Source organism: Micromonospora cathayae (genome assembly GCF_028993575.1).
Taxonomy (GTDB): Bacteria; Actinomycetota; Actinomycetes; order Mycobacteriales; family Micromonosporaceae; genus Micromonospora; species Micromonospora cathayae.
The window spans coordinates 5156314-5176524 of record NZ_CP118615.1 but is presented as its reverse complement, the minus strand read 5'-3'; the positions used below and the strand labels follow the sequence as shown (position 1 = coordinate 5176524).

The following is a 20211-nucleotide window of genomic DNA, read 5'->3' as shown; positions in this document are numbered from 1 at the left end:
GCCCGCCCCGCGGCGGGCCGGCGGGATCGTCCGGCCGGGTCAGTCCGGTGAACCGGGGCCGGGGTGGGCCCCGGCGGTGCTGCCCCGCACCGTCAGCAGCGGTTCCAGCAGGGTGGCGTCCGGCACCGGCTCACCGGCCAGCTTGCGCATCAGCAGCGACACCGCCTGCCGGCCGGTCTCCTCCGCCGGCACCGGCACCGAGGTCAGCGCGGCCCGCTCGGCGAACTGGTCCGGGCAGATCGCCACCACCGACACGTCCTGCGGCACCCGCCGGCCCAGCGCTGGCAGCGCGGCCAGCACCGGTCCCACCGCCGCCTCGTTCTGCACCACCAGCCCGGTCAGGTCGGGCTGCTCGTCGAGCAGGGCGACCAGTTCGGCCCGGACGGCGGCGGCCTCCTCCGGGCAGGGCCGCGTGGTGGCCGCCACCCCCAGCCGGGCCGCCGCGGCGGCGAACCCGGCCCGGGTCCGGTGCGCGAACCCGGTACCCCGGTCGTAGACCGCGGCCGGCGCGCCGAGCAGGGCGATCCGTCGGTGCCCCAACCCGGCGAGGTGCTCGACGCAGACCTGCCCGGCCCGGTGGAAGTCAAGGTCCACGCAGGTCAGCTCGGTGGCGTCGGCGGGGAAACCGATCAGCACGCTGGGCCGGGCCAGCTCCCGCAGCAGCGGCACCCGGGTGTCGTGCATCTCGACGTCCATCAGCACGATCCCGTCGACCATGGCGCTGGCCGCGATGCGTTGCAGCCCGGCCGGCCCCTCGTCGGCGGTGAGCAGCAGCACGTCGTGGTCGTACCGGCGGGCCGTGGTCACCACGGCGGTGGCGAACTGCATGAGGACCGGCACCTGCGCCCCGGTCCGCAACGGCAGCACCAGCGCGATGACGTTGGCCCGTCGGCTGGCCAGCGCCCGCGCCCCGGCGTGCGGGTGGTAGTCGAGCAGCCGGATGCTGGCCAGCACCCGGCTGCGGGTGGCCGCCGAGATGGCCCGCTTGCCACTGAGCACGTACGACACGGTGCTGACCGCGACCCCGGCGTGCCGGGCCACGTCGGCGATGGTGACCAGGTCCGCCGACTTCACCGGCCGGGAGCCGGCGGTGCGGTCACCGGGTGACGCCGGCATCGAGGGGTTCCCGGGCCGGTCGCCGTGCCGGCCCGGCGGCCACGGTGAGCAGGCCGACCAGCCGGATGTCGGTGGCCGAGCGCCCCACCAGCACGCTGTGCCGGGCCTCCTCCACCACGTACCGGCCCTCGGTCTCGTCCCAGTACGCCAGGTCGGCGGCGCGCAGCCGCAGCGCGACCTCCCGCCGCTCGCCGGGGGCGAGGGCCACCCGGGCGAAGGCCCGCAACTGACGCAGCGGCTGCTTCACCCGGGAACGCCGCTGCCGGGTGTAGAGCTGCACCACGTCCTCTCCCGGGCGGTCACCGCCGTTGGTCACCGTCACGCTCACCACGACCTCCCCGTCGGCGGTCACCGACGCCGCGCTCAACCGGAGGTCAGCGTAGTCGAACCGGGTGTAACTGAGCCCGTGCCCGAACGGGTAGAGCGGGTCGCCCCGGTGGTAGAGGTACGTCGCGTCGGCTTCGATCACGTCGTAGTCGAGCAGGTCGGGCAGGTCGGCGGCGTCCCGGTACCAGGTCTGCGGGAGCCGTCCGGCCGGGTCGGCGTCGCCGCACAGCACGTCGGCGAGGGCGGTGCCGTACTCCTGGCCACCGTGCGCCGACCAGAGCACCGCCGGCAGGTGCTCGTCGGCCCAGCCGACCGCGTACGGGTAGCTGCTGCTCAGCACCAGCACGGTACGCGGGTTCGCGGCGTGCACCGCCGCGAGCAGCCGCTGCTGCCCGGCCGGCAGGGCCAGGTCGACGCGGTCCTCGGTCTCCCGTCCGTTGACCATCGGGTGGTTGCCCAGCACCACCACGGCGACGTCGGCGGCGGCGGCCAGGGCGGCGGCCCCGGCCGGCCCGTCGGCGACCAGTTCGACCCGGAACGCGGTCGCGGCGGCGGCGTCCACCGCGTCGGCCCGCAGCAGGTCGTCCGGGCCGACGGTGACGTACCGGTCGCTGGCGACGTGGTGCAGCAGGACGGTGCCGGCCGGGCCGGGCCGGGTACGGAAGGTCTCCCGGACCACCCACTCGCCCGGACCGGGCCGGTCGTTGACGAGCGTCCCCTGCTCGTCGGCGCGGACGTGCCGCCCGTTGGCGACGGCCCGTACCGCCAGCAGGTCCGCGCCCCAGTCGAACAGGTCGAAGTGGCCCTCGGCGGTCGCGGCGGTCCCGGTCAGGGCGAGCGCCGCCCCGTCGGGCGCGGCGGCACAGTGGACGTACCGGTCGCCGACCCGCAGCGCGATCCGGTCCACCCCCTCGTGGGTGTCCACGGTGGCGTACCGCCCGGCGAGTCCGTCGCGGGCGGTCACCGCGTAGGGGAGGGTGCCGCTGTACCAGTCGGTGTGCAGGGTGTCGGCGAGCGGGCCGAGCACCGCCACCCGTAGTCCCGGCCCGGGCGGCAACGGCAGCAGGCCGTCGTTGCGCAGCAGCACGATCGACTGCCGGGCGGCCTCCCGGGCCAGCCGCCGGTGCGCCGGGCAGTTGACCACGTCCGGCGGTACGTCGGCGTACGGGTCCTCCTCCGGCGGGTCCAGCTCGCCGAGCCGGGCCCGGACGGTGAGGATCCGCCGGACCGCCTGGTCCACGTCGGATTCGGTGACCAGGCCCCGGCGTAGCGCCTCGGTGAGCCGTTCCACGGTGGGCGTACTGTCCGCGTCGTTCTCGGTGAAGTTGTCGATTCCGGCGCGCAGCGCGGCGGCGAAGCCCTGCACGTGGTCGGGGAGGTACGCCTGGCTGCCGGCGATGTTGGTCACCGCGCCGGCGTCCCCGACCACCAGCAGCGGGCCCGGGGCGTAGCCGCGCAGTTCGGCGCCGATCAGCGCGCTCAGGTGCGCCGGCACCCCGTTGACCAGGTTGTACGACGCCATCACGGCGACCGCCGCGTCGGCGGCCAGCGGCGCGCGGAAGGCGGGCAGCTCGTACTCGTGCAGCACCCGGGGCGGCAGGTTGCTGGAGGTGGTGTCCCGGCGGGTCTCGTTGTTGTACCCGAGGAAGTGCTTGAGGGTGGGCGCCGTGCGCAGCCGCCACGGGTGGTCGCCGCGCAGCCCGCCCGCGTACGCGGTACCGAGCTTCCCGGTCAGCCAGGGGTCCTCGGCGAAGCCCTCCTCGTTGCGTCCCCAGCGCGGGTCGCGCAGCGGGTTGACCACCGGGGCCCAGACGTTGAGGCCGACCCGCTCCGGGTCGGCGTGGTGCATGGCGCGTACCTCGGTGCCGACGGCTGCGCCGACCGCGCGCAGCAGTTCCGGGTTCCAGGTGCTGCCGAGCCCGACCGCCTGCGGGAACACCGTCGCCGGTCCCAGCCAGGCCACCCCGTGCAGCGCCTCGGTGCCGGTGCGGAACGACCGCAGCCCGAGCCGGGGCACCGGGGCCTGATGCTGGTGCAGCAGTCCGATCTTCTCCGTCAGGGTGAGCCGGAGCAGCAGGTCCTCGACGCGGGCGCCGAGCGGGTCGCCGGCGCGATCGGTGCTGTCGTTCATGGTCGGTCCGTTACCTTTCCTGGCCTGCCGTCGACGGGTTCCGGAACTGTCGAAGCGCTTCGACGAGCGACCGGCACCCGGACGTGCGGGAGCGGGGGGTGTGTCGTGGCCGTCGGCCCGGTCAGCGCGAAGCGCTTCGACGGCGCGTACAGATGACCCGCCTCTGTTGCCCACGTGTTACGAGGCGGCTGTCTGAGGCTTGCACCAGCGCCATGTCCCGGTCAAGAGGTGACGGTACGTCGATTCGACGGTGATCAGCCGGCGGCGACCGCCGGCACCGGCAGCCGACCCGCCTCGACCCCGGCCAGTGACGCGGTCGCGCCGCCGAGCGCCGCCGCCTCGCCACCCAGGGTGGAGGGCTCCAGCCGGGTCCCGCCCGCGTCCGGGGCGAGGGTCCGCGCGGTCAGCTCGGCCCGCGCGGCGGGCAGCAGCCACGGGGCCAGCGCCGCGAAATGCCCGCCGACCAGCACCGCCTCCGGGTTGAGCACATCGGCCAGTACGGCGACGCCGTGCCCGAGCTGCCGGCCGAGCGCGGTCAGCCCGGCCAGGGTCTGCCGGTCCTCGGACCGGGCGAGCACCCGGATCCGCTCGACCTCGGGGGCGAAGTCGGTCAGCGTACCGTCGGCCTCGGCGTCCGGCAGCAACCGGCGGACCACCGCCGGGAGTCCGACCAGCGCCTCCAGGCAGCCGCGCCGCCCGCACGGGCAGGCCGGCCCGGCCGGTTCCAGGGGCAGGTGTCCGACCTCTCCGGCGAAGCCCCGGCCGCCGCGCAGCAGCCGACCGTCCACCAGCACCCCCGCGCCGATGCCGGCGCCACCGGTGAGATGGACGAGGTTGGTCGCGTCGGCCCACCCGCCGTGCCGCTGTTCGGCCAGCACGGCGAGGTTGGCCGCGTTCTCCACCGACACCGGGAAGCCCGGTCCGCGCAGTGCCGCCCGCAGGTCGGCGGTGAACGGCACGTCCCGCCAGCCGAGGGTGGCGGCCAACGGTACGGTGCCGGCGGTGTCCACCAGGCCCGGCACGCCGACGGTGAGCCCCAGCACCGTACGCCCCTGCGCGCCGACCCGGGCGACCGCCCGGCGGGCCAGCCGCGCCACCGCGGCGGTGGTGTCGGCGGGGGAGGCGCTGAGGGCGGGGAAGGCGCGCCGCCAGGTGAGCAGCCGCCCACCGCCCAGGTCCACGGCCACCACCACCAACTCGTCGGCGCTGACCTGCATGCCGAGCGCCGCGTACGGTTCGCCGTCGAGGACCAGCATGGTGGCGGGTCGGCCGACCCGGTTCTCGGTCAGCCCGGTCTCCCGCAGCAGCCGGTGCTCGATCAGCTCGGTGACCAGGCTGGAGACGGTGGCCTTGTTCAGCCCGGTGTGCGCCGCGATGTCCGCCCGTGAGCAGGGCACGTGGGTGCGGACGTACCGCAGCACCACAGCCCGGTTGGTGGCCCGGACGTCGCTCAGGTCGGTCGGCTGCGGACCGGCTTGCATCGTGATCAACGTTCTCCGCTCCCTGCGCCGACATTCCCCGCCCGGTGCCGCCGGGGGTGTGGTGATCGCGTCCTCATCATGCCGCACCGACGCCGTCGACTCTGATCGGCGCGCCTCCGGGACGCCCGGTCGGGCGACCCGCCCGCCGTCGGTGGTGAGGCCCGGAGGCTGTCGGTTATTTTGTTCGGTTTGAAGACTAACTAATCCTATCCGGGCCGTTCTGCTTTGCAAGCCGTCCGGCCCGGCAACCTGCCCGGCGCCCCGGATGCGTGACCCGGGACGCCGGACGGGCCGGACGGTTCAGTCGAACAGGCCGTCGAACGGCGTCGCCGGCACCGGCACACCGTCGAGCAGCACCGTGGTCGGGGCGTCGGCCCCGGCCACCGCGGCCAGCGCGATCCCGCGCAGGCGCAGCGGCCCGTCGCTGGTGACCCGGAGCGTGTCCCCCTCGCGGACCGCCTCGATCACGGTGTCCCCGTCGACGTCGTGCACCACCGTGCGGGCGGTCACGCCGCCCCAGCTCACCACGGTCACATCGGTGAAAGGGCCGTCGGCGATCCGGTCGGCCGGCGGCCCGACCGGCAGCAGCGTCCCGTACCGGACGAACAGCGGCGTCCGCTCCAGCGGAACCGTGACGTGCACGTGCCGCCCGCCGGGGTGCACCGCGCCGGTGCCGGCGTCCACCCAGGAGTCCCCCTCCGGCAGGTAGACCGTCCGCTGTCCGGTCGGGTCGTACATCGGGGCGACCAGCAGGTCGGTGCCGATCCGGTACTCCAGGTCCCGGGTCCAGGCGGTCGGGTCGTCCGGGGTGTCGACCAGCAGGGCGCGCATCATCGGCGCACCGGTTGCGGCCGCCCGTGCCGCTGCCGAGTACAGGTAGGGCAGCAGCCGGTAGCGCAGCCGCAACGCGGCCACCGCGTCCCGTTCGGCCTCGGCCGGGAAGTCCCAGGGCAGCCGGCTGGTGGTGCCGTGCAGCCGGACCAGTGGGGAGAACGCGCCGAACTGGGTCCACCGGACGTACAGGTCGGGCACCGGCGTGCCGTGGAAGCCGCCGGTGTCGTGGCTCCAGAACGGAATGCCGGACAGCCCGTGCGACAGCCCGCCGCGCATGGTGCTGGCCAGCGCCGGCCAGGTGGCGTTGACGTCCCCGCTCCACTGGGCGGCGTGCCGCTGGCCGCCGAGGAAGGACGACCGGGCCCAGACCGTGTCGTGCCCGGCCACCTCCCGGGTCACCTGCGACACCGCGTCGTTGAACAGCAGCGCGTACACGTTGTGCAGCTCGACGCCGGTCATCCCGTTGGCCGCCACCGCGTCGGCCGGCACGCCCTCGGCGAAGTCGGTCTTGAACACCGCGACGCCCTGTTCCAGCAGCGGCCGGAGCAGGCCGGTGAACCACTCGGTGGCCGCCGGGTTGGTGAAGTCGACGATGGCGCTGGCCGCGTGGCTGCCGTGCCACACGTCGGCGACGTACGCGCTGCCGTCGGCGCGGGTCAGGAAGTACCCGTCCGCTGCCGCCTCGGCGAACAGCGGGCTGTCGGCCGAGATGTACGGGTTGATCCAGAGGCAGACCCGGAACCCCTGCCCGGCCAGGGTGTCCAGCATGCCGGCCGGGTCGGGGAACTGCTCGGCGTCCCACTGCATGTCCGACCAGCGGCCGTCGACCTGCCAGTAGCAGTCCAGGTGCAGCACGTCGCAGGGGATGCCGCGCTCCCGGATCCGGCGGGCCCGCTCCAGCACCTGCTGCTGACTGTCCGGGTAGAACCCGGAGGAGATCCACGAGCCGAACGCCCACTTCGGCGGCAGGTAGGGCCGGCCGGTGAGCCGGTCGAACCGCTCCAGGATCTCGGTCGGGGTCGGGCCGGCCAGCACGTAGTAGTCGAGCACGTCGTCCGGGACCAGGATCTGCACGCTGCTGTGGGTGGACTGGCAGACGTCGAACTCCACCGGCAGGCCGCTGTCGACCAGCACGCCGTAGCCCCGGTTGGACTGGTAGAACGGCACGCACTTGTGGGACCGGTCCGACTCGCTGCCGAAGGCGTCGAAGTTCCACATCAGCGCCCGCTGCCCGCGCTTGTCCAGCGGGGTGAACTTCTCCCCGAACCCGACGAACCGTTCGTCACCGGGGGCGACGAAGCTCTCGTGCCAGGCGGCCGGCTGACCGTCGGCCCGGGACCGGCCGAACGGGAGGGTGCGCCAGCGCCCGCTGATGTCCTGGGTGCCGCCGTCCTGTTCGAGCAGCACCCGGCCGTCCGGGGTGAGGAACCGCAGGTGCCACGGGTCGAGCCGGATCTCGGCGACCAGCGTGCCGGCGTCGACGCGTACCCGGTTGCCGTCGGCCTCGATCCGGGCCGGCCAGGGGTCCGGGGTGACCAGGGGCAGGATCCGGGCGGAGCGGCTGCGGGCCTGCGGGTCCTCGGCGAGGCGTACCCGGATGACCCCGTCACCGGCGGACTCGACCCGGACGACCAGCGAACCCCCGTCGGAGGTGGCGCTCTTCAGGGTCACCCCGTGGGCGTCGGTCTCGACCACCTCGGCCCGGCCGACCACGGCGGGGCCGTCGTCGCCGGCCGCCCGGACCGGCAGGTCGGGCGGGTCGGCCACGAAGGTCTCGTACGGAACCAGCGGGGGGCGGTACGGCATGGGTCTCTCCTCGGTTCCCGGATCGGCAACCCTCCTAGTTTCTTTGGATACCCAACTAAGTGTCAACGAGCAGTGCCTTGATCACACAGCAGGGCCGCGTTGACATGCCGAGGTGGCGGCCATAATTTAGCTGCGTCCCAAACAAAATTGGCGGGGGTGCGGCATGCTGGTCGACGGTCGGCTCTGCTACGGCGGGGACTACAACCCGGAGCAGTGGCCGGTCGAGGTCTGGCGGCAGGACGTCGCGCTGATGCGGCAGGCCCGGGTCACCCTGGTCACCGTCGGGGTGTTCGCCTGGTCCCGGCTCGAACCCGCCCCCGGCCGGTGCGACCTCGGCTGGCTCGACCAGGTGCTCGACCTGCTGCATGACGGCGGCATCCGGGTCGCGCTCGCCACCCCCACCGCGTCCCCGCCGCCCTGGTTCAGCCTGGCCCACCCGGACGCGCTGCCGGTCACCGCCGACGGGGTCCGGCTGCGCCACGGCAGCCGGGACACCTACTGCGCCGCCGCGCCCGCCTACCGGGCCGCCGCCCGCCGGATCACCGGCGTGCTCGCCGACCGGTACGCCCACCACCCGGCGCTGGCCCTGTGGCACGTGCACAACGAGTACGGCACCACCTGCCACTGCCCGCACGCCGACGCCGGCTTCCGGCGCTGGCTGCGCGACCGGCACGGCGACCTGGCCGGCCTCAACGACGCCTGGACCACCAGCTTCTGGAGCCAGCACTACTCCGACTGGGCGCAGGTCGGCACCCCCCGGGCCACCCAGTACCTGCCCAACCCGACCCAGGTGCTCGACTTCCGCCGCTACTGGTCCGACGAACTGCTGGCCGCGTACACCGAGCAGCGTGAGCTGCTGCGGGCCGCGAACCCGGCGGTGCCGGTCACCACCAACTACGTCCTCGGCGACTGGGTGCCGGTCGACCACGCCCGCTGGGCCCGCGAGGTCGACCTGGTCGCCATCGACCACTACCCGTCCGCCGCCGGCCCCGAGGCGGAGGAACAGACCGCGCTCGCCGCCGACCTGGCCCGGGGCTGGGCCCGGCACGGCGCGTACCACCGCACCGGCCCGGACCCCGGCGGACGGCCGGACGCCTGGCTGCTGATGGAGAGCGCGCCCAACCTCATCTACACCCCCGGCCGGATGCACACCCGGGAACCGGGCCGGATGGCGCGGCACAGCCTCGCGCACGTCGCCCGGGGCTCCCGGGGCGCGATGTACTTCCAGTGGCGGGCCCCGCGCGGCGGCGCGGAACTCTTCCACTCGGCGCTGGTGCCGCACGCCGGGCCGGACAGCCGGGTCTTCCGCGAGGCGGTCGAGCTGGGCGGGATGCTGGAACGGATCGCCGAGGCCGACGCCGGCACCGTCGACGCCCCGGTCGCCGTCGGCTGGGACGCCGCCAGCGGCTGGGCCCTCCAGCAGCGCGGCCTGCCCACCGACCGGCTCCACCACCACGAGGAGGTCGCCGCCGCGCACCGGGCGCTCTGGCGGGCCGGGTACGCCTGCGACCCGGTCGTCCCCGGCGACCCGCTGGACCGGTACCCGCTGCTGGTGCTGCCCGCCCTCTACCTCGCCTCCGACGCCACCGCCGACTGGGTCCGGTCCTACGTCGAAGGCGGCGGCCACCTGCTGGTGAGCTACCTCAGCGGGATCGCCGACGAACACGCCCGGATCCGGCTCGGCGGCTACCCCGGCGCGTTCCGGGACGTGCTCGGCATCCGGGTCGAGGAGTTCCACCCGCTCACCGACGACGACCGGATCCCGCTGACCGGCGGCGGCACCGGCCGGTTCTGGTCCGAGACCGTCCACCTGGCCGGGGCCGCCCCGGTCCACCGGTACGCCGCCGGGGTGCTGGCCGGGCGGCCCGCGGTGACCCGCCACCGGTACGGCGACGGCGTCGCCTGGTACGTCTCCACCCGCCCCGACGCGGCGACCCACCGGGCGCTGCTCACCGACGTGACCCGGGCGGCCGGGGTCGCACCCACCTGCCCCGGCGCGCCCGAAGGCGTCGAGGCGGTCCGCCGTCGCGCCCCCGGGGCGAGCTGGCTGTTCCTGTTCAACCACACCGACCGCGCGCAGCAGGTCCCGGCGACCGGCACCGAGCTGCTCACCGGCACGATGGTCGAGGATGTGCTCACCCTGCCCGCCGGGCAGGTCGCCGTACTCCGGGAACCCGCCGCCGGGTGACCCCGGGCGAGCCGGATACGCGCTGGCGGCCGCACGTAGGGTGAACCCATGACGACGGCAGCGGTCGATGCGTACTTCGTCTGCGGCGTCCCCCGCACCGGCAGTTCCGTGCTGCTCGGGCTGCTCGAGTCCACCGGGGTGGCCGGTCGCCCGCAGGCGTACTTCCGGGTGCCGGACGAGCCGTCCTGGGCGCAGCGGTGGCGGGTGGCCCGTACCGCCGACGGTCGCATCGACTACGCGGACTTCGTCCGGGCCGCCCTCGCGGCCGGCCGCACCGGCAACGGTGTGTTCGGGGCGAAACTGATGTGGGGCACCCTGGACCACCTCGTCGACCGGCTCGGCACCGTCCACCCCGACCTCGCCGGCCGGGACCTCCGGCTGCTGGAACGGGCCTTCGGCCGGACCCGCTTCGTCCACCTGACCCGCGACGACGTGGTCGCGCAGGCGGTGTCCTGGGCCCGCGCCGAGCAGACCGGGGTCTGGTACGACGGCGGCAACGGCGAGATCAGCGGCTCCCGGGGCAACGACCGCACCCCCACCTACGACGCCGGGCAGATCCGGCACCTCGTCGACACCATCGGTGCGCACAATGCGGCCTGGGAGGCGTGGTACGCCGCGCACGGCGTCCAGCCGTACCGGGTGCGCTACGAGGACCTGGCCGTCGACCTGACCGGCGTCACCCTCGGCATCCTGGACCACCTCGGCCTGACGCTGCCGGCCGACCGCACCGTCACCCCCGTCCACCGGCGGCAGGCCGACGACCTGAACCGCGCCTGGATCACCCGGTACCGGTCGGAGCAGCCGACCGGCTGACCGTCCACACCGGCCGGTCGGTGTCGGGAAGCCGACCGACGCCCGCCCCGTCCGCTGGCAGGATGCGGGAGCGGAGGAAGGGGGATGCGGATGGTGGCTGACGTCATCGTGGTGGGGGCCGGCGTCGTCGGGTTGACGGCGGCGGTGCGGTTGCAGGAGCGGGGCGCGCGCGTCACCGTGCTCACCGCCGACCCGCCGGAACGGCTCGTCTCGACGGTGGCCGCGGCGGTCTGGTACCCGACCCACACCGACGCCGACCCCCGGGTGCTGGACTGGGCGACGGTCACCTACCAGGAGTTCCGCCGCCAGGCGGGCGACGGCGTGCCGGGGGTGCTGCTGCGACGTACCCGGATGCTGCAGCGCCGGGCCGGGGACGGGCTGCCCTGGTGGGCGGCGGCCGCCGGGGACGTCACCGTCCGGGACGGCACCGCGCCGTACGCCCGCGAGCTGCGTTTCGTCGCCCCGCTCGCCGAGATGACGACCTACCTCGACTGGCTGCGGCAGCGCGTGGTCGACGGCGGCGGCCAGGTGACGCACCGGCGGGTCGACCGACTCGACGACCTCTTCGCCGAGGCTCCGGTCGTGGTCAACGCCGCCGGCCTGGCCGCCGGCGCGCTGTGCGGGGACCCGACCGTCCTGCCGATCCGTGGTCAGATCGTGCTGGTCGCCAACCCCGGCCTGGACGAGTCGGTCCGCGACGAGGAGCACCCGGACGGCACCGCGTACGTGCATCCGCGCAGCCGGGACGTGGTGCTCGGCGGGAGCTACCAGCCCGGCCGGGCCGACCTGGACCCCGACCCGGAACTGCGGGCCGGCATCCTGCGCCGCTGCCTGGCCCTGGTGCCCGAACTCGCCGTCGCGCCGGTGCTCGGCGAGCGGATCGGTCTGCGGCCCGGCCGCGAGGGCGGGCCGCGTGTCGAGGCGGAGAACCGGCCGGGCGGCCGGCTGGTGCACGCCTACGGTCACGGTGGCGCGGGCATGACGCTGTCCTGGGGCTGCGCCGACGAGGTCTGCGCGCTGGCGCTGGCCGGACGGTGACCCGCCGGACGAACGGTGGCCCGGTTCCCGACCTCGACGTCGGGTACCCGGGCCACCGCCGGCCGGTCAGCCCTTGACCACCTCGTCGTCGGCGAGGTGCGACGTACGCTGCTGGATCAGCGTGCGCAGTTGGCCCGCCTCGCTGGTGACGGATTTCTCGTCGTGCCCGTCGACGGTGCCGAGAACCTTGGTGATGCCATCCAGTTTTTCCAATGCCGTTCCGGTGCCGTAGATCGCCTGGTACAGCTCGCGGTACGCGTTCTCGTACACGGGCTTGAACGTCTCGCTGGCGAGGAAGCGGTCCTTGAGTTTGTGGCCGCCCATTGCGCCCCGGGGGCCCCCGGCCTGCTCGCCGCCATCCCCGGCACCCGCCTCGCCCGGCGGTCTCATCCCTTCGGGCAGTTCCATGCCCTCGGGGAACTGCATCCCTTCGGGGAGCTGCATGCCCTCGGGGAGCTGCATGCCTTCGGGGAGCTGCATGCCGCCGGGAAAGCCCATGCTGATCCTGTCGTGTGGTCCCTGCGTGGCGTCGCCGCTGAAGGTGAGGTTGTAGTCCCAACCGACGACGGTGAACTTCTTGGTCCCCAGGTCGTACCAGAGGTAGTAGTTGCGTCCCGGGCCGGCCATGTCGTCGAAGTTCAGCAGCAGGTTCTGCAACGCCACGTAGCGGGCGAGGGACTCGACGTCCACATGGTCGGCGAGATCGGCGTCGAACTCGGCGTCACTGCTGCTGTTGACCCATCTGACCAGGTCGATGACGGGCTGGAGGTCCTGGCTGCCCTTCTTGGTGATCTGGTTGAAGTCGTCCTGGTAGTCGGTCGGGTCGTCGCCCTGGTCGGTGAACTGGCCGGTGGCCAGCGACTTGTAGAGCACGCCGGATCCGCCGAGACCGTCGGCCAGGCTCTCGCCCGGGTGCTCCACCACGAGGCGTGCGGTGGTCGGCCGGTCGTTGACCGTGAAACTGGCGTACGCGTACCCCGGGGCGGTCTCGCCGAGCGTGTCCAGGAGGGTGAGGGACAGCGCCTCGTTGAGTACCGTCGACCCGCCGCCGATGCCGCCGACCCGGACGGCGATCTCCCGGTGTCCCTGGTACCGGCGGCCGTCGATGAACTCGTCGAACCGGATGAGCCACGGCAGGGTTTCCGGCTCCTCGGCCTTGAGCGCCATCCGGGTCATTCCGCCACCGGCCCGGGGGTTGCCCGCCCCGGTGTCCGGCGCGTCCCCGCCCGGTTCCTGGCCGCCGCCGGGGGCCCGACCGCCGGGGAACATGCCCCCGCCGGGGGCCTGGCCGGCATCGGGGAGCATCGGTCGGCCGTTGCCGCCCGCCGGTCCGTCCGGGCCGCCGCGTCGGCCGCCGAAGCCCCCGATGGACTCGCCGTCGCGGGTCAGTCCGCCCAGCGTGGAGTTGCCCTTGAGGCGGACGCCGACGCTCGGGATCCGGGTGCCGTCGATGGTGAGGTCGGCCTCGACGTACTCCTTGTCGCCGTCCTTGGCGTAGGTGTCCAGCATCCGCTGGTAATCCGCGTCCCGGAAGGTCACCGAGATGTCGTGGGCCACGGTCGGGTCGAACAGGTCACGGGTGCCGACGATGTCCTGGGTGACGTCGTCGCCGCTGACGTCGCTGCTGCTCGTCACGTACGGCTGCACCCGGACGGTGCTGAACAGCACCGTCAGGACCAGGACGAACGCGACGCAGCCGGCCAGCAGTTTCCAGTAGTGCCGGACGCGTACCGGGATGCGGCGCAGCAGCCGTCGTCCCGGACCGACCTTCAGCGCTGACATCACAGATCCGTCTGGTCGTAACCGGTCAGCACGGTCACCCGCTGGCCGGCGGTCCGCTCACCGAGGGCCGTGATCAGCTCACCCGGCTCGTGGCCCTTCTTCAACCGGACGGTGTACATCATCTCGGTCAGCGCGCCGCCCCGGATCGTCTCCATGCTGACCAGCTCGAACTCGGTGGTGTACCGGACCAGCACGTCCTGGATGGCGTCGGTGTAGCTGCCGTCCGGCGGGACCTGCACCTTGACCACCTGACGCTGTACGTTGAGCGCGAACCAGTTGAAGCGGTACATCACCACGATGATCAGGCTGATCGCGACCGCGGCGACGACGGCGAGGGTGTAGAAGCGGGTACCGCAGGCCATGCCCACGCCCATCACCAGGAAGATGAAGCCGACGTCCCGGGTTTCCTTGATCGCGTTGCGGAACCGCACCACCGACAACGCGCCGACCAGAGCGAACGCCCGGGCGATGTTGGAACCCACGACCAGCATGATCAGTGAGATGAGCATGCCGAGAATGACCAGCGTCTGCACGTAGGACTGGCTGTACGAGATGTTGCGGTGCGTGAACCGGTAGACCCAGCCGATCCCCGCACTGAGCACGAAGGCCAGCGACAGGGCGATGGCGATGTCCGCCATGCTGAACGTGCCGGACAGATCCTGGAAGTCGACGTTCATGGGTGGCGGACCTCGTTCGTGGCGCGGGCAGGGGTCAGCCCTGCGGCGGGGTCGTCGTCGACGACGTGAAAGACGGAGCGGGGCGCGCGGCCGAAGGCCTCGACGCTCTGGCAGTACTTGGACATGCGGACCACCGACATGTTGGCGTGGGCGGCGAGGTCGGTCAGCCAGTACGGCACCCGCTCGTTGGCCTTGATCTCCACCACCGAGAGCTTCGCCGGCACGATGAGCCGGTTCTCGGCGTCGGCGCCCAGGTGGAAGTCACGGTCGCGACCCCGGACCCGACGGTCCACGGTGACCCGTAGTCCCACGTCGGCCTCCCGGCCGATGAACGCCTGCCGCTGGTAGCCGGTCATCGCCACCGGGCGCAGATCGAGCCCGGACACCAGTTCGAGGACCTCCTCGAGGAAGGCGCGCTGCGCCGGGTCGTGCGGGACCATCACCCGGCGGTCGCACAGGTCACGGGCGAGCCGGTACGGCAGCGCGACCCGACGTTTCTGGGTCACCCGGTTGACCCGCTGCTTGATCTCCACGTAGACGGTGGTGTCGTCGTCGATGGTGGACCGGTCCCCGTAGTGGCGGACCCGCAGCTTCCGACGGAACCGCAGCCCTTCGATCTTCTCCCAGTAGAAGCGGAGCTGCGGCGTGTCGTAGTAGACGCTCCAGACGCCGTACCCACCGTCGCCGCCGTGACGGTCGAGGTCCATCCGGCCGGTTAACTGGTCCCGCAGGGCTGGGACGGAACCACTGTCCACCAGGTACTTGATCTCGTAGCGGTTGAAGGCGTGCAGTTTGCTGGGGGCGCGGAGCGCGTGTCCAGCCTGGTCGGTGGCGTGGTTCTGGTCGGTGCTCCTCCGTCGGTGTTCCGGGTCTGGCGGGTCCCCGCCAGCACCGGCTGGCGACGGGCGCGCACGTAGCGAAAAGGGCATGTCTGAGGGCCGATCTCGTTGAGCGGACGAGGTCAGGCCACAGCCAACCGAGTGAACCTGTGCGCGGGCTTTGTATGGCGTATGAATACCGAACGAATCTCGGACGACCGCCGGATGAACGTCGGGTGTCGACCGACCCCGGTGTCAGGCCGGGCGGTACTCGACCTCCGGTCGGCCCGGTGTGCCGTAGCGCGGATTGCGGACCACCCGCCCGGTGTCGACCAGGTACTCCAGGTACCGGCGGGCGGTCACCCGGGACAGGCCGGTCCGCGCGCCGATCTCCGACGCCGACTGGCCGGGCCGGCCGCGCAGCGCCGCCAGCACGGCGTCCAGGGTCTGCGCGCCGAGCCCCTTGGGCAGGGTGTCGGCCGGCGTGCCGTGCAGCGTGGCGAACATCCGGTCCACCTCGTGCTGGGCGGTGACCAGACCACCGGCCGACGTCTGCCGGCGGTAGGTGGCGCAGCGCTCCAGCCGGTCCCGGAAGGCCGCGAAGGTGAACGGTTTCAGCAGGTAGTGGGTCACCCCCAGGGCCACCGCCGCGCGGACCATCGCCAGGTCGCGGGCCGAGGTGACCGCCAGGATGTCGACCGTGCTGCCCGCCGCCCGGACCGCCCGGCACACCTCCAGCCCGTGCAGGTCGGGCAGGTTGAAATCGAGCAGCACCAGGTCGACGGCGTCGTCGCCGGTACGGCGCAGGGCGGCCATCGCCTCCCGGGCGGTCCGGGCGACCCCCACCACCCGGAACCCGGGCACCCGCTCGGTGTAGACCCGGTGCGCCTCGGCGATCAACTCCTCGTCCTCGACCACCAGCACCCGGATCGGGCTCACGATCCGTGCTCCCCGGACGACGTCCGCGCCGGCCCGGCCGCCGGCAGGGGGAGCCGGACCCGCAGGACGGTGCCCCCCGGCCCGGGGTGGACGACCTCGTGCCGGCCGCCGTACCGGGCGACCACCTGACCGACCAGGGCCAACCCGAGCCCCCGGCCGCTGGCCTTGGTCGACCAGCCCCGCCGGAACGCGTCGGCCACCCGTTCCGGCGGCAACCCCGGGCCGCTGTCGGACACCTCCACCACCACCTCGCCGGCCGCCTCGGTGACCCGCACCCGGACCCGACGCGGCGGCTCCCCGGCGGCGACGGCCTCCAGGGCGTTGTCGACCAGGTTGCCGACCACGGTCAGCAGGTCGCCGGCCGGCAGGGTGTCGACGTCGAGCCGCGAGTCCGGGTCGACGGCCAGCTCGACGCCCCGTTCCGCGGCCTGGGCCGACTTGCCGAGCAGCAGTGCGGCCAGCGCGGGCTCGGCGATCGCGCCGACCACCTGGTCGGTGAGCTGCTGGGCGATCGCCAACTCGTCGCTGGCCAGCCGGACGGCTTCGTCCGCGCGGCCCAGCTCGACCAGGGTGAGCACGGTGTGCAGCCGGTTCGCGGCCTCGTGCGCCTGGGACCGCAGCGCCTCGGTGAGCCCTCGGACGGAGTCCAGCTCACTGGTCAGGGCGCGCAGCTCGGTGTGGTCGCGCAGGGTCAACACCACGCCGTGCGGCGGCCCGCCGAACGCGGTCGGGCGCTGGTTGGCGACCAGCGAACGGTCGGCGGTGAGGATCAGCTCGTCGTGGGCGGCCTGACCGGAAAGGATCAGCTCGACCAGGGCCGGCGGCAGGCCCAGGTCGGTGACCGGCCGGTCGACCAGGTCCGTCCCGGGGCCGAGGCCGAGCAGCCGTCGTCCCTCGTCGTTGACCAGGGCCAGCCGCCGGTCGGCGTCCACCACCACCAGGCCCTCGCCCACCGAGTGCAGCACCGCGTCGTGGTACTCGTACATCCGGGTGATCTGGGCCGGGCCGAGCCCGTGGGTCTGCCGCCGCAACCGCCGGCTGAGCTGCCACGACCCCGTTCCGGCCAGGGCCAGCGCGGCCCCGGTGGCGGCGAGCAGGGCGGGCGCCTGGCCGAGCAGCTCGTGGTTGATCGTGGCGGTGGTGATGCCGACCGAGACCAGGCCGACCACCGCCCCGGCGTCCCGGACCGGCACCACGGCCCGCACCGACTCGCCGAGGGTACCGGTGTTGACCACGACGAAGGGTCGCCCGGACAGCGCAGGACCGATCTCGCCGATGAACCGTCGACCGATCTGGGTCGGGTCCGGATGCGCGTACCGGGTCCGGTCCGGGGCCATCACCACCACGAAGTCGGTGTCGGTGCCGGCCCGCACCGACTCGGCGTACGGGGCCAGGACGGCGGCCGGGTCGGGGGAGCGCAGCGCCTCGACCACGCCCGGCGTCCGGGCCACGGTCTCGGCCACGGCCAGCACGTGTTCCCGGGCCGCCTCGGTGGCGTCCGCGCGGGCCAGCAACGCCGCACCGACCCCACCGGCGGTCACCAGGACGACGACCACCAGCACCTGCAGGGCGAACAGCTGCCCCGCGATGCTCCACTTCCGTCCGGCCATGTCTCCTCGTCGTGACGGGCTCGTCAAGGTCGGGTGTCCGACGGTCTCCCGCCGGTGAACAGAATGAACGCAAGGCTGCTTCCGGCTGAGACCTGGGCCACAGTCTCAGGCATGCAGACCCCCACCACCAGCCCTGCCGTACCGCGGGCCCGACGGGACCGCACCCACTACCTGTACCTCGCGGTGATCGGCGCGGTCGTCGCGGGCATCGTCCTCGGGTTCGCCGCTCCCGGCGTGGCGACCAGCCTCAAACCGTTGGGCACCGGATTCGTCAACCTGATCAAAATGATGATCAGCCCGATCATCTTCTGCACCATCGTGCTCGGCGTCGGCTCGGTCCGGCAGGCCGCCAAGGTCGGCAAGGTCGGCGGGCTGGCCCTGGCGTACTTCCTGACCATGTCCACCGTCGCGCTGGCGATCGGCCTGGTGGTGGGCAACCTGATCCACCCCGGTTCCGGGCTGCGGCTCGACGAGCAACTGGCCGGTGCCGGCCAGCAGGTCGCCGGTGGTGAGGGCGAGGGGACCGTCGAGTTCCTGCTCGGGGTCATCCCCACGTCGCTGCTGTCGGCGTTGACCGGCTCGGAGGTGCTCCAGACCCTGCTGGTCGCGCTGCTGGTCGGCTTCGCGGTACAGGGCCTGGGCAGCCGGGGCGAGCCGGTGCTGCGCGCGGTCGGCGTCGTACAACGGCTGGTCTTCAAGATCCTCGCGATGATCATGTGGCTGGCCCCGGTCGGCGCGTTCGGGGCGATCGCCGCGGTCATCGGCGCCACCGGCATGGACGCGCTGCGCAGCCTCGCCCAGATCATGCTCGGCTTCTACGCGACCTGCCTGGTCTTCGTGGTCGTCGTCCTCGGCCTGCTGGTCCGCCTGGTCGCCAAGGTCTCGATCTTCTCCCTGCTGCGCTACCTGGGCCGCGAGTTCCTGCTGATCGTCTCGACCTCGTCGTCCGAGTCGGCGCTGCCCCGGCTCATCGCCAAGATGGAACACGTCGGCGTCAGCCGGCCGGTGGTCGGCATCACCGTGCCGACCGGGTACTCGTTCAACCTCGACGGCACCGCCATCTACCTGACCATGGCGTCGCTGTTCATCGCCGCCGCGATGGGCGACCCGCTCTCCGTCGGCGAGCAGGTCTCGCTGCTGGTCTTCATGGTCATCGCGTCGAAGGGCGCCGCCGGGGTCACCGGTGCCGGGCTGGCCACCCTCGCCGGCGGCCTGCAGAGCCACCGCCCCGACCTGGTCGACGGGGTCGGCCTCATCGTCGGGATCGACCGGTTCATGTCGGAAGCCCGGGCGCTGACGAACTTCGCCGGCAACGCGGTGGCGACCCTGGTGATCGGGGCCTGGACCGGGGAGTTCGACCGGGCGCAGGCTCGCGCGGTGCTCTCCGGTGAGCGTCCCTTCGACGAGTCCACGCTGCTCGACGACGAGCACGGGACGGAGCCCGTCCGGAAGCCCGGGACGGCCGACGACGACACCGCCCCGGCCGCCGGGACAGCCGACGTCGCGCCGCTCACCGCTCCGACGGTACGGTCCGGCGTCTGACCCCGACCGCGACACTGTCCCGCGTCGCTACGGCACCCCGGCATGGTCGATGACCTGCGGTTGTGGCACCCTGGGGCGATGCGGGACAGTTCCCTGACGGGCGTCATGGTCGTCGTCGGGGTGCTCGCGGCCGCCAGCGCCTTCGGCTGGTGGCACCGCCGCCGCGACGGCCGCCTCCGCGCCGTGGGGCCGCCGTCCGGGCCGGCCGCCGATCCGGAGCTGCCGGCGGCGCTCGGGATCCGCCCCGGCGTGGTCACCCTGGTCCAGTTCTCGTCGGCCTTCTGCGCGCCGTGCCGGGCCGCCCGGCGGGTCCTCGACGCGGTCCGCGAGACACTGCCCGGGGTGCACCTGGTGGAGGTCGACGTCGAGCGGCACCTCGACGCGGTACGGGAACTGGACGTCTGGCGCACCCCGACCGTCCTGGTGGTGGACACCGCCGGCCGGGTGGTGCGTCGGGCCGCCGGGGTGCCGGACCGGCAGGAGCTGATCGGGGTGGTCACCCCGCTGCTGACCGGCGCGGACCGGTGACCGTGGCACGGGCGACGGGTGGCGTCGGGTTGACCCGACGCCGGGTGGTGGACCACGGCCGGCTGGCGACCAGCCTCTGTCGGTGCCGGCGCGCCTGACCCCCTCGCCCGCTCCGCCCCTTCCGAAGGAAACGCCATGCTGCTCGACCCCCGTGCGCCACGGTTCGCCGCGGCCGTCACCACCGTCGTCCTCGCCGTCGCCCTGATCACCGGCTCGGTGCCGGTGCTGGCCGCTCAGGCCGTGGTCTTCGCGGTGACCGCCGCCAACCCGCGGTTCGGCCCGTACGGGCTGCTGTACCGGTACCTCGTCGCGCCCCGGCTCGCTCCGCCGAGCGAGCGGGAACCCGCCGCGCCGGTCCGGTTCGCCCAGCTCGTCGGCCTGGTCTTCCTGCTCGTCGCGCTGACCGGCCGGCTCGCCGACCTGCCGGTGCTCGCCGTGGCCGCCACCGGCGCGGCACTGGCCGCCGCCTTCCTCAACGCCGCGTTCGACTACTGCCTCGGCTGCCAGGGCTACCTGCTGCTGCGGCGGCTGACCGGCCGGCCGGTCCCGGCGCGGGTGCCGACCGGAACCTCCTGAACCGG

At 73.5% G+C, this 20211-nt stretch carries 15 protein-coding genes; 6 read left to right on the top strand and 9 right to left on the bottom strand.

Annotated features, from left to right (window positions below; genetic code table 11):
- Nucleotides 1-39: 39 nt before the first annotated feature.
- From PVK37_RS23200 to PVK37_RS23185, 4 genes are all read right to left on the bottom strand, one after another.
- A complete protein-coding gene (locus tag PVK37_RS23200; RefSeq protein WP_275029821.1) occupies nt 40-1116 on the bottom strand; it encodes a LacI family DNA-binding transcriptional regulator in 1077 nt (358 codons plus the stop codon).
- Nucleotides 1097-3574, bottom strand: a complete 2478-nt coding sequence (locus PVK37_RS23195; protein WP_275029820.1) for a beta-glucosidase — start codon at nt 3572-3574, stop codon at nt 1097-1099. Before PVK37_RS23195 ends, PVK37_RS23200 begins: the two co-directional genes overlap by 20 nt.
- Nucleotides 3575-3828: 254 nt before the next feature.
- Nucleotides 3829-5055, bottom strand: a complete 1227-nt coding sequence (locus PVK37_RS23190) for an ROK family transcriptional regulator (protein WP_275035215.1) — start codon at nt 5053-5055, stop codon at nt 3829-3831.
- Nucleotides 5056-5355: 300 nt separating this feature from the next.
- A complete protein-coding gene (locus tag PVK37_RS23185; RefSeq protein ID WP_275029818.1) occupies nt 5356-7695 on the bottom strand; it encodes a TIM-barrel domain-containing protein in 2340 nt (779 codons plus the stop codon).
- A 163-nt stretch (nt 7696-7858) separates the two neighbouring features.
- Between PVK37_RS23185 and PVK37_RS23180 the strand changes: the two genes are divergently transcribed.
- The 3 genes from PVK37_RS23180 to PVK37_RS23170 all read left to right on the top strand — a co-directional run bounded on the left by PVK37_RS23180 (nt 7859) and on the right by PVK37_RS23170 (nt 11734).
- On the top strand, nt 7859-9883 hold the full coding sequence (locus tag PVK37_RS23180; protein WP_275029817.1) for a beta-galactosidase: 2025 nt from the start codon (nt 7859-7861) through the stop codon (nt 9881-9883).
- Nucleotides 9884-9931: 48 nt separating this feature from the next.
- Nucleotides 9932-10696 carry a Stf0 family sulfotransferase gene (locus PVK37_RS23175; RefSeq protein ID WP_275029816.1) on the top strand — a complete coding sequence of 255 codons (765 nt, stop codon included), beginning with the start codon at nt 9932-9934 and terminating at the stop codon, nt 10694-10696.
- 84 nt (nt 10697-10780) lie between these two features.
- Complete coding sequence (locus PVK37_RS23170) at nt 10781-11734, top strand: FAD-dependent oxidoreductase (protein ID WP_275029815.1); 954 nt, start codon at nt 10781-10783, stop codon at nt 11732-11734.
- A gap of 66 nt (nt 11735-11800) precedes the next feature.
- Here the strand turns inward: PVK37_RS23170 and PVK37_RS23165 are convergent, their stop codons facing one another.
- The 5 genes from PVK37_RS23165 to PVK37_RS23145 all read right to left on the bottom strand — a co-directional run bounded on the left by PVK37_RS23165 (nt 11801) and on the right by PVK37_RS23145 (nt 17560).
- Entirely contained in the window at nt 11801-13516 is a 1716-nt protein-coding gene (locus PVK37_RS23165; RefSeq protein ID WP_275029814.1) for a CotH kinase family protein, read from the bottom strand.
- Nucleotides 13516-14193: a DUF4956 domain-containing protein gene (locus PVK37_RS23160; RefSeq protein WP_275029813.1), complete on the bottom strand. Its 678-nt coding sequence runs from the start codon at nt 14191-14193 to the stop codon at nt 13516-13518. Before PVK37_RS23160 ends, PVK37_RS23165 begins: the two co-directional genes overlap by 1 nt.
- Entirely contained in the window at nt 14190-15122 is a 933-nt protein-coding gene (locus PVK37_RS23155; protein WP_275029812.1) for a polyphosphate polymerase domain-containing protein, read from the bottom strand. Before PVK37_RS23155 ends, PVK37_RS23160 begins: the two co-directional genes overlap by 4 nt.
- A gap of 144 nt (nt 15123-15266) precedes the next feature.
- Nucleotides 15267-15950, bottom strand: a complete 684-nt coding sequence (locus PVK37_RS23150) for a response regulator (RefSeq protein ID WP_275029810.1) — start codon at nt 15948-15950, stop codon at nt 15267-15269.
- Nucleotides 15947-17560 (bottom strand): sensor histidine kinase, encoded by a 1614-nt coding sequence (locus PVK37_RS23145; protein ID WP_275029809.1) that lies wholly within the window; start codon nt 17558-17560, stop codon nt 15947-15949. The genes PVK37_RS23150 and PVK37_RS23145 overlap by 4 nt, the downstream gene beginning before the upstream one ends.
- A 111-nt stretch (nt 17561-17671) precedes the next feature.
- Between PVK37_RS23145 and PVK37_RS23140 the strand changes: the two genes are divergently transcribed.
- The 3 genes from PVK37_RS23140 (at nt 17672) to PVK37_RS23130 (ending at nt 20206) form a co-directional block, all read left to right on the top strand.
- A complete protein-coding gene (locus tag PVK37_RS23140; RefSeq protein ID WP_275029807.1) occupies nt 17672-19102 on the top strand; it encodes a cation:dicarboxylate symporter family transporter in 1431 nt (476 codons plus the stop codon).
- Nucleotides 19103-19180: 78 nt separating this feature from the next.
- Nucleotides 19181-19630 (top strand): TlpA family protein disulfide reductase, encoded by a 450-nt coding sequence (locus PVK37_RS23135; protein ID WP_275029805.1) that lies wholly within the window; start codon nt 19181-19183, stop codon nt 19628-19630.
- 135 nt (nt 19631-19765) lie between these two features.
- Nucleotides 19766-20206: a DUF4395 domain-containing protein gene (locus PVK37_RS23130; protein WP_275029803.1), complete on the top strand. Its 441-nt coding sequence runs from the start codon at nt 19766-19768 to the stop codon at nt 20204-20206.
- Nucleotides 20207-20211 lie beyond the last annotated feature (5 nt).

Excerpts from the sequence above, each read along its gene's own strand:
- PVK37_RS23190 (WP_275035215.1), bottom strand. The coding sequence starts at position 5,055 with ATGCAAGCCGGTCCGCAGCCGACCGACCTGAGCGACGTCCGGGCCACC.
- PVK37_RS23155 (WP_275029812.1), bottom strand. The coding sequence starts at position 15,122 with ATGCCCTTTTCGCTACGTGCGCGCCCGTCGCCAGCCGGTGCTGGCGGG.
- PVK37_RS23195 (WP_275029820.1), bottom strand. The coding sequence starts at position 3,574 with ATGAACGACAGCACCGATCGCGCCGGCGACCCGCTCGGCGCCCGCGTC.
- PVK37_RS23140 (WP_275029807.1), top strand. The coding sequence starts at position 17,672 with ATGCAGACCCCCACCACCAGCCCTGCCGTACCGCGGGCCCGACGGGAC.
- PVK37_RS23130 (WP_275029803.1), top strand. The coding sequence starts at position 19,766 with ATGCTGCTCGACCCCCGTGCGCCACGGTTCGCCGCGGCCGTCACCACC.
- PVK37_RS23180 (WP_275029817.1), top strand. The coding sequence starts at position 7,859 with ATGCTGGTCGACGGTCGGCTCTGCTACGGCGGGGACTACAACCCGGAG.
- PVK37_RS23170 (WP_275029815.1), top strand. The coding sequence starts at position 10,781 with ATGCGGATGGTGGCTGACGTCATCGTGGTGGGGGCCGGCGTCGTCGGG.
- PVK37_RS23165 (WP_275029814.1), bottom strand. The coding sequence starts at position 13,516 with ATGTCAGCGCTGAAGGTCGGTCCGGGACGACGGCTGCTGCGCCGCATC.
- PVK37_RS23200 (WP_275029821.1), bottom strand. The coding sequence starts at position 1,116 with ATGCCGGCGTCACCCGGTGACCGCACCGCCGGCTCCCGGCCGGTGAAG.
- PVK37_RS23160 (WP_275029813.1), bottom strand. The coding sequence starts at position 14,193 with ATGAACGTCGACTTCCAGGATCTGTCCGGCACGTTCAGCATGGCGGAC.
- PVK37_RS23145 (WP_275029809.1), bottom strand. The coding sequence starts at position 17,560 with ATGGCCGGACGGAAGTGGAGCATCGCGGGGCAGCTGTTCGCCCTGCAG.
- PVK37_RS23135 (WP_275029805.1), top strand. The coding sequence starts at position 19,181 with ATGCGGGACAGTTCCCTGACGGGCGTCATGGTCGTCGTCGGGGTGCTC.
- PVK37_RS23185 (WP_275029818.1), bottom strand. The coding sequence starts at position 7,695 with ATGCCGTACCGCCCCCCGCTGGTTCCGTACGAGACCTTCGTGGCCGAC.
- PVK37_RS23175 (WP_275029816.1), top strand. The coding sequence starts at position 9,932 with ATGACGACGGCAGCGGTCGATGCGTACTTCGTCTGCGGCGTCCCCCGC.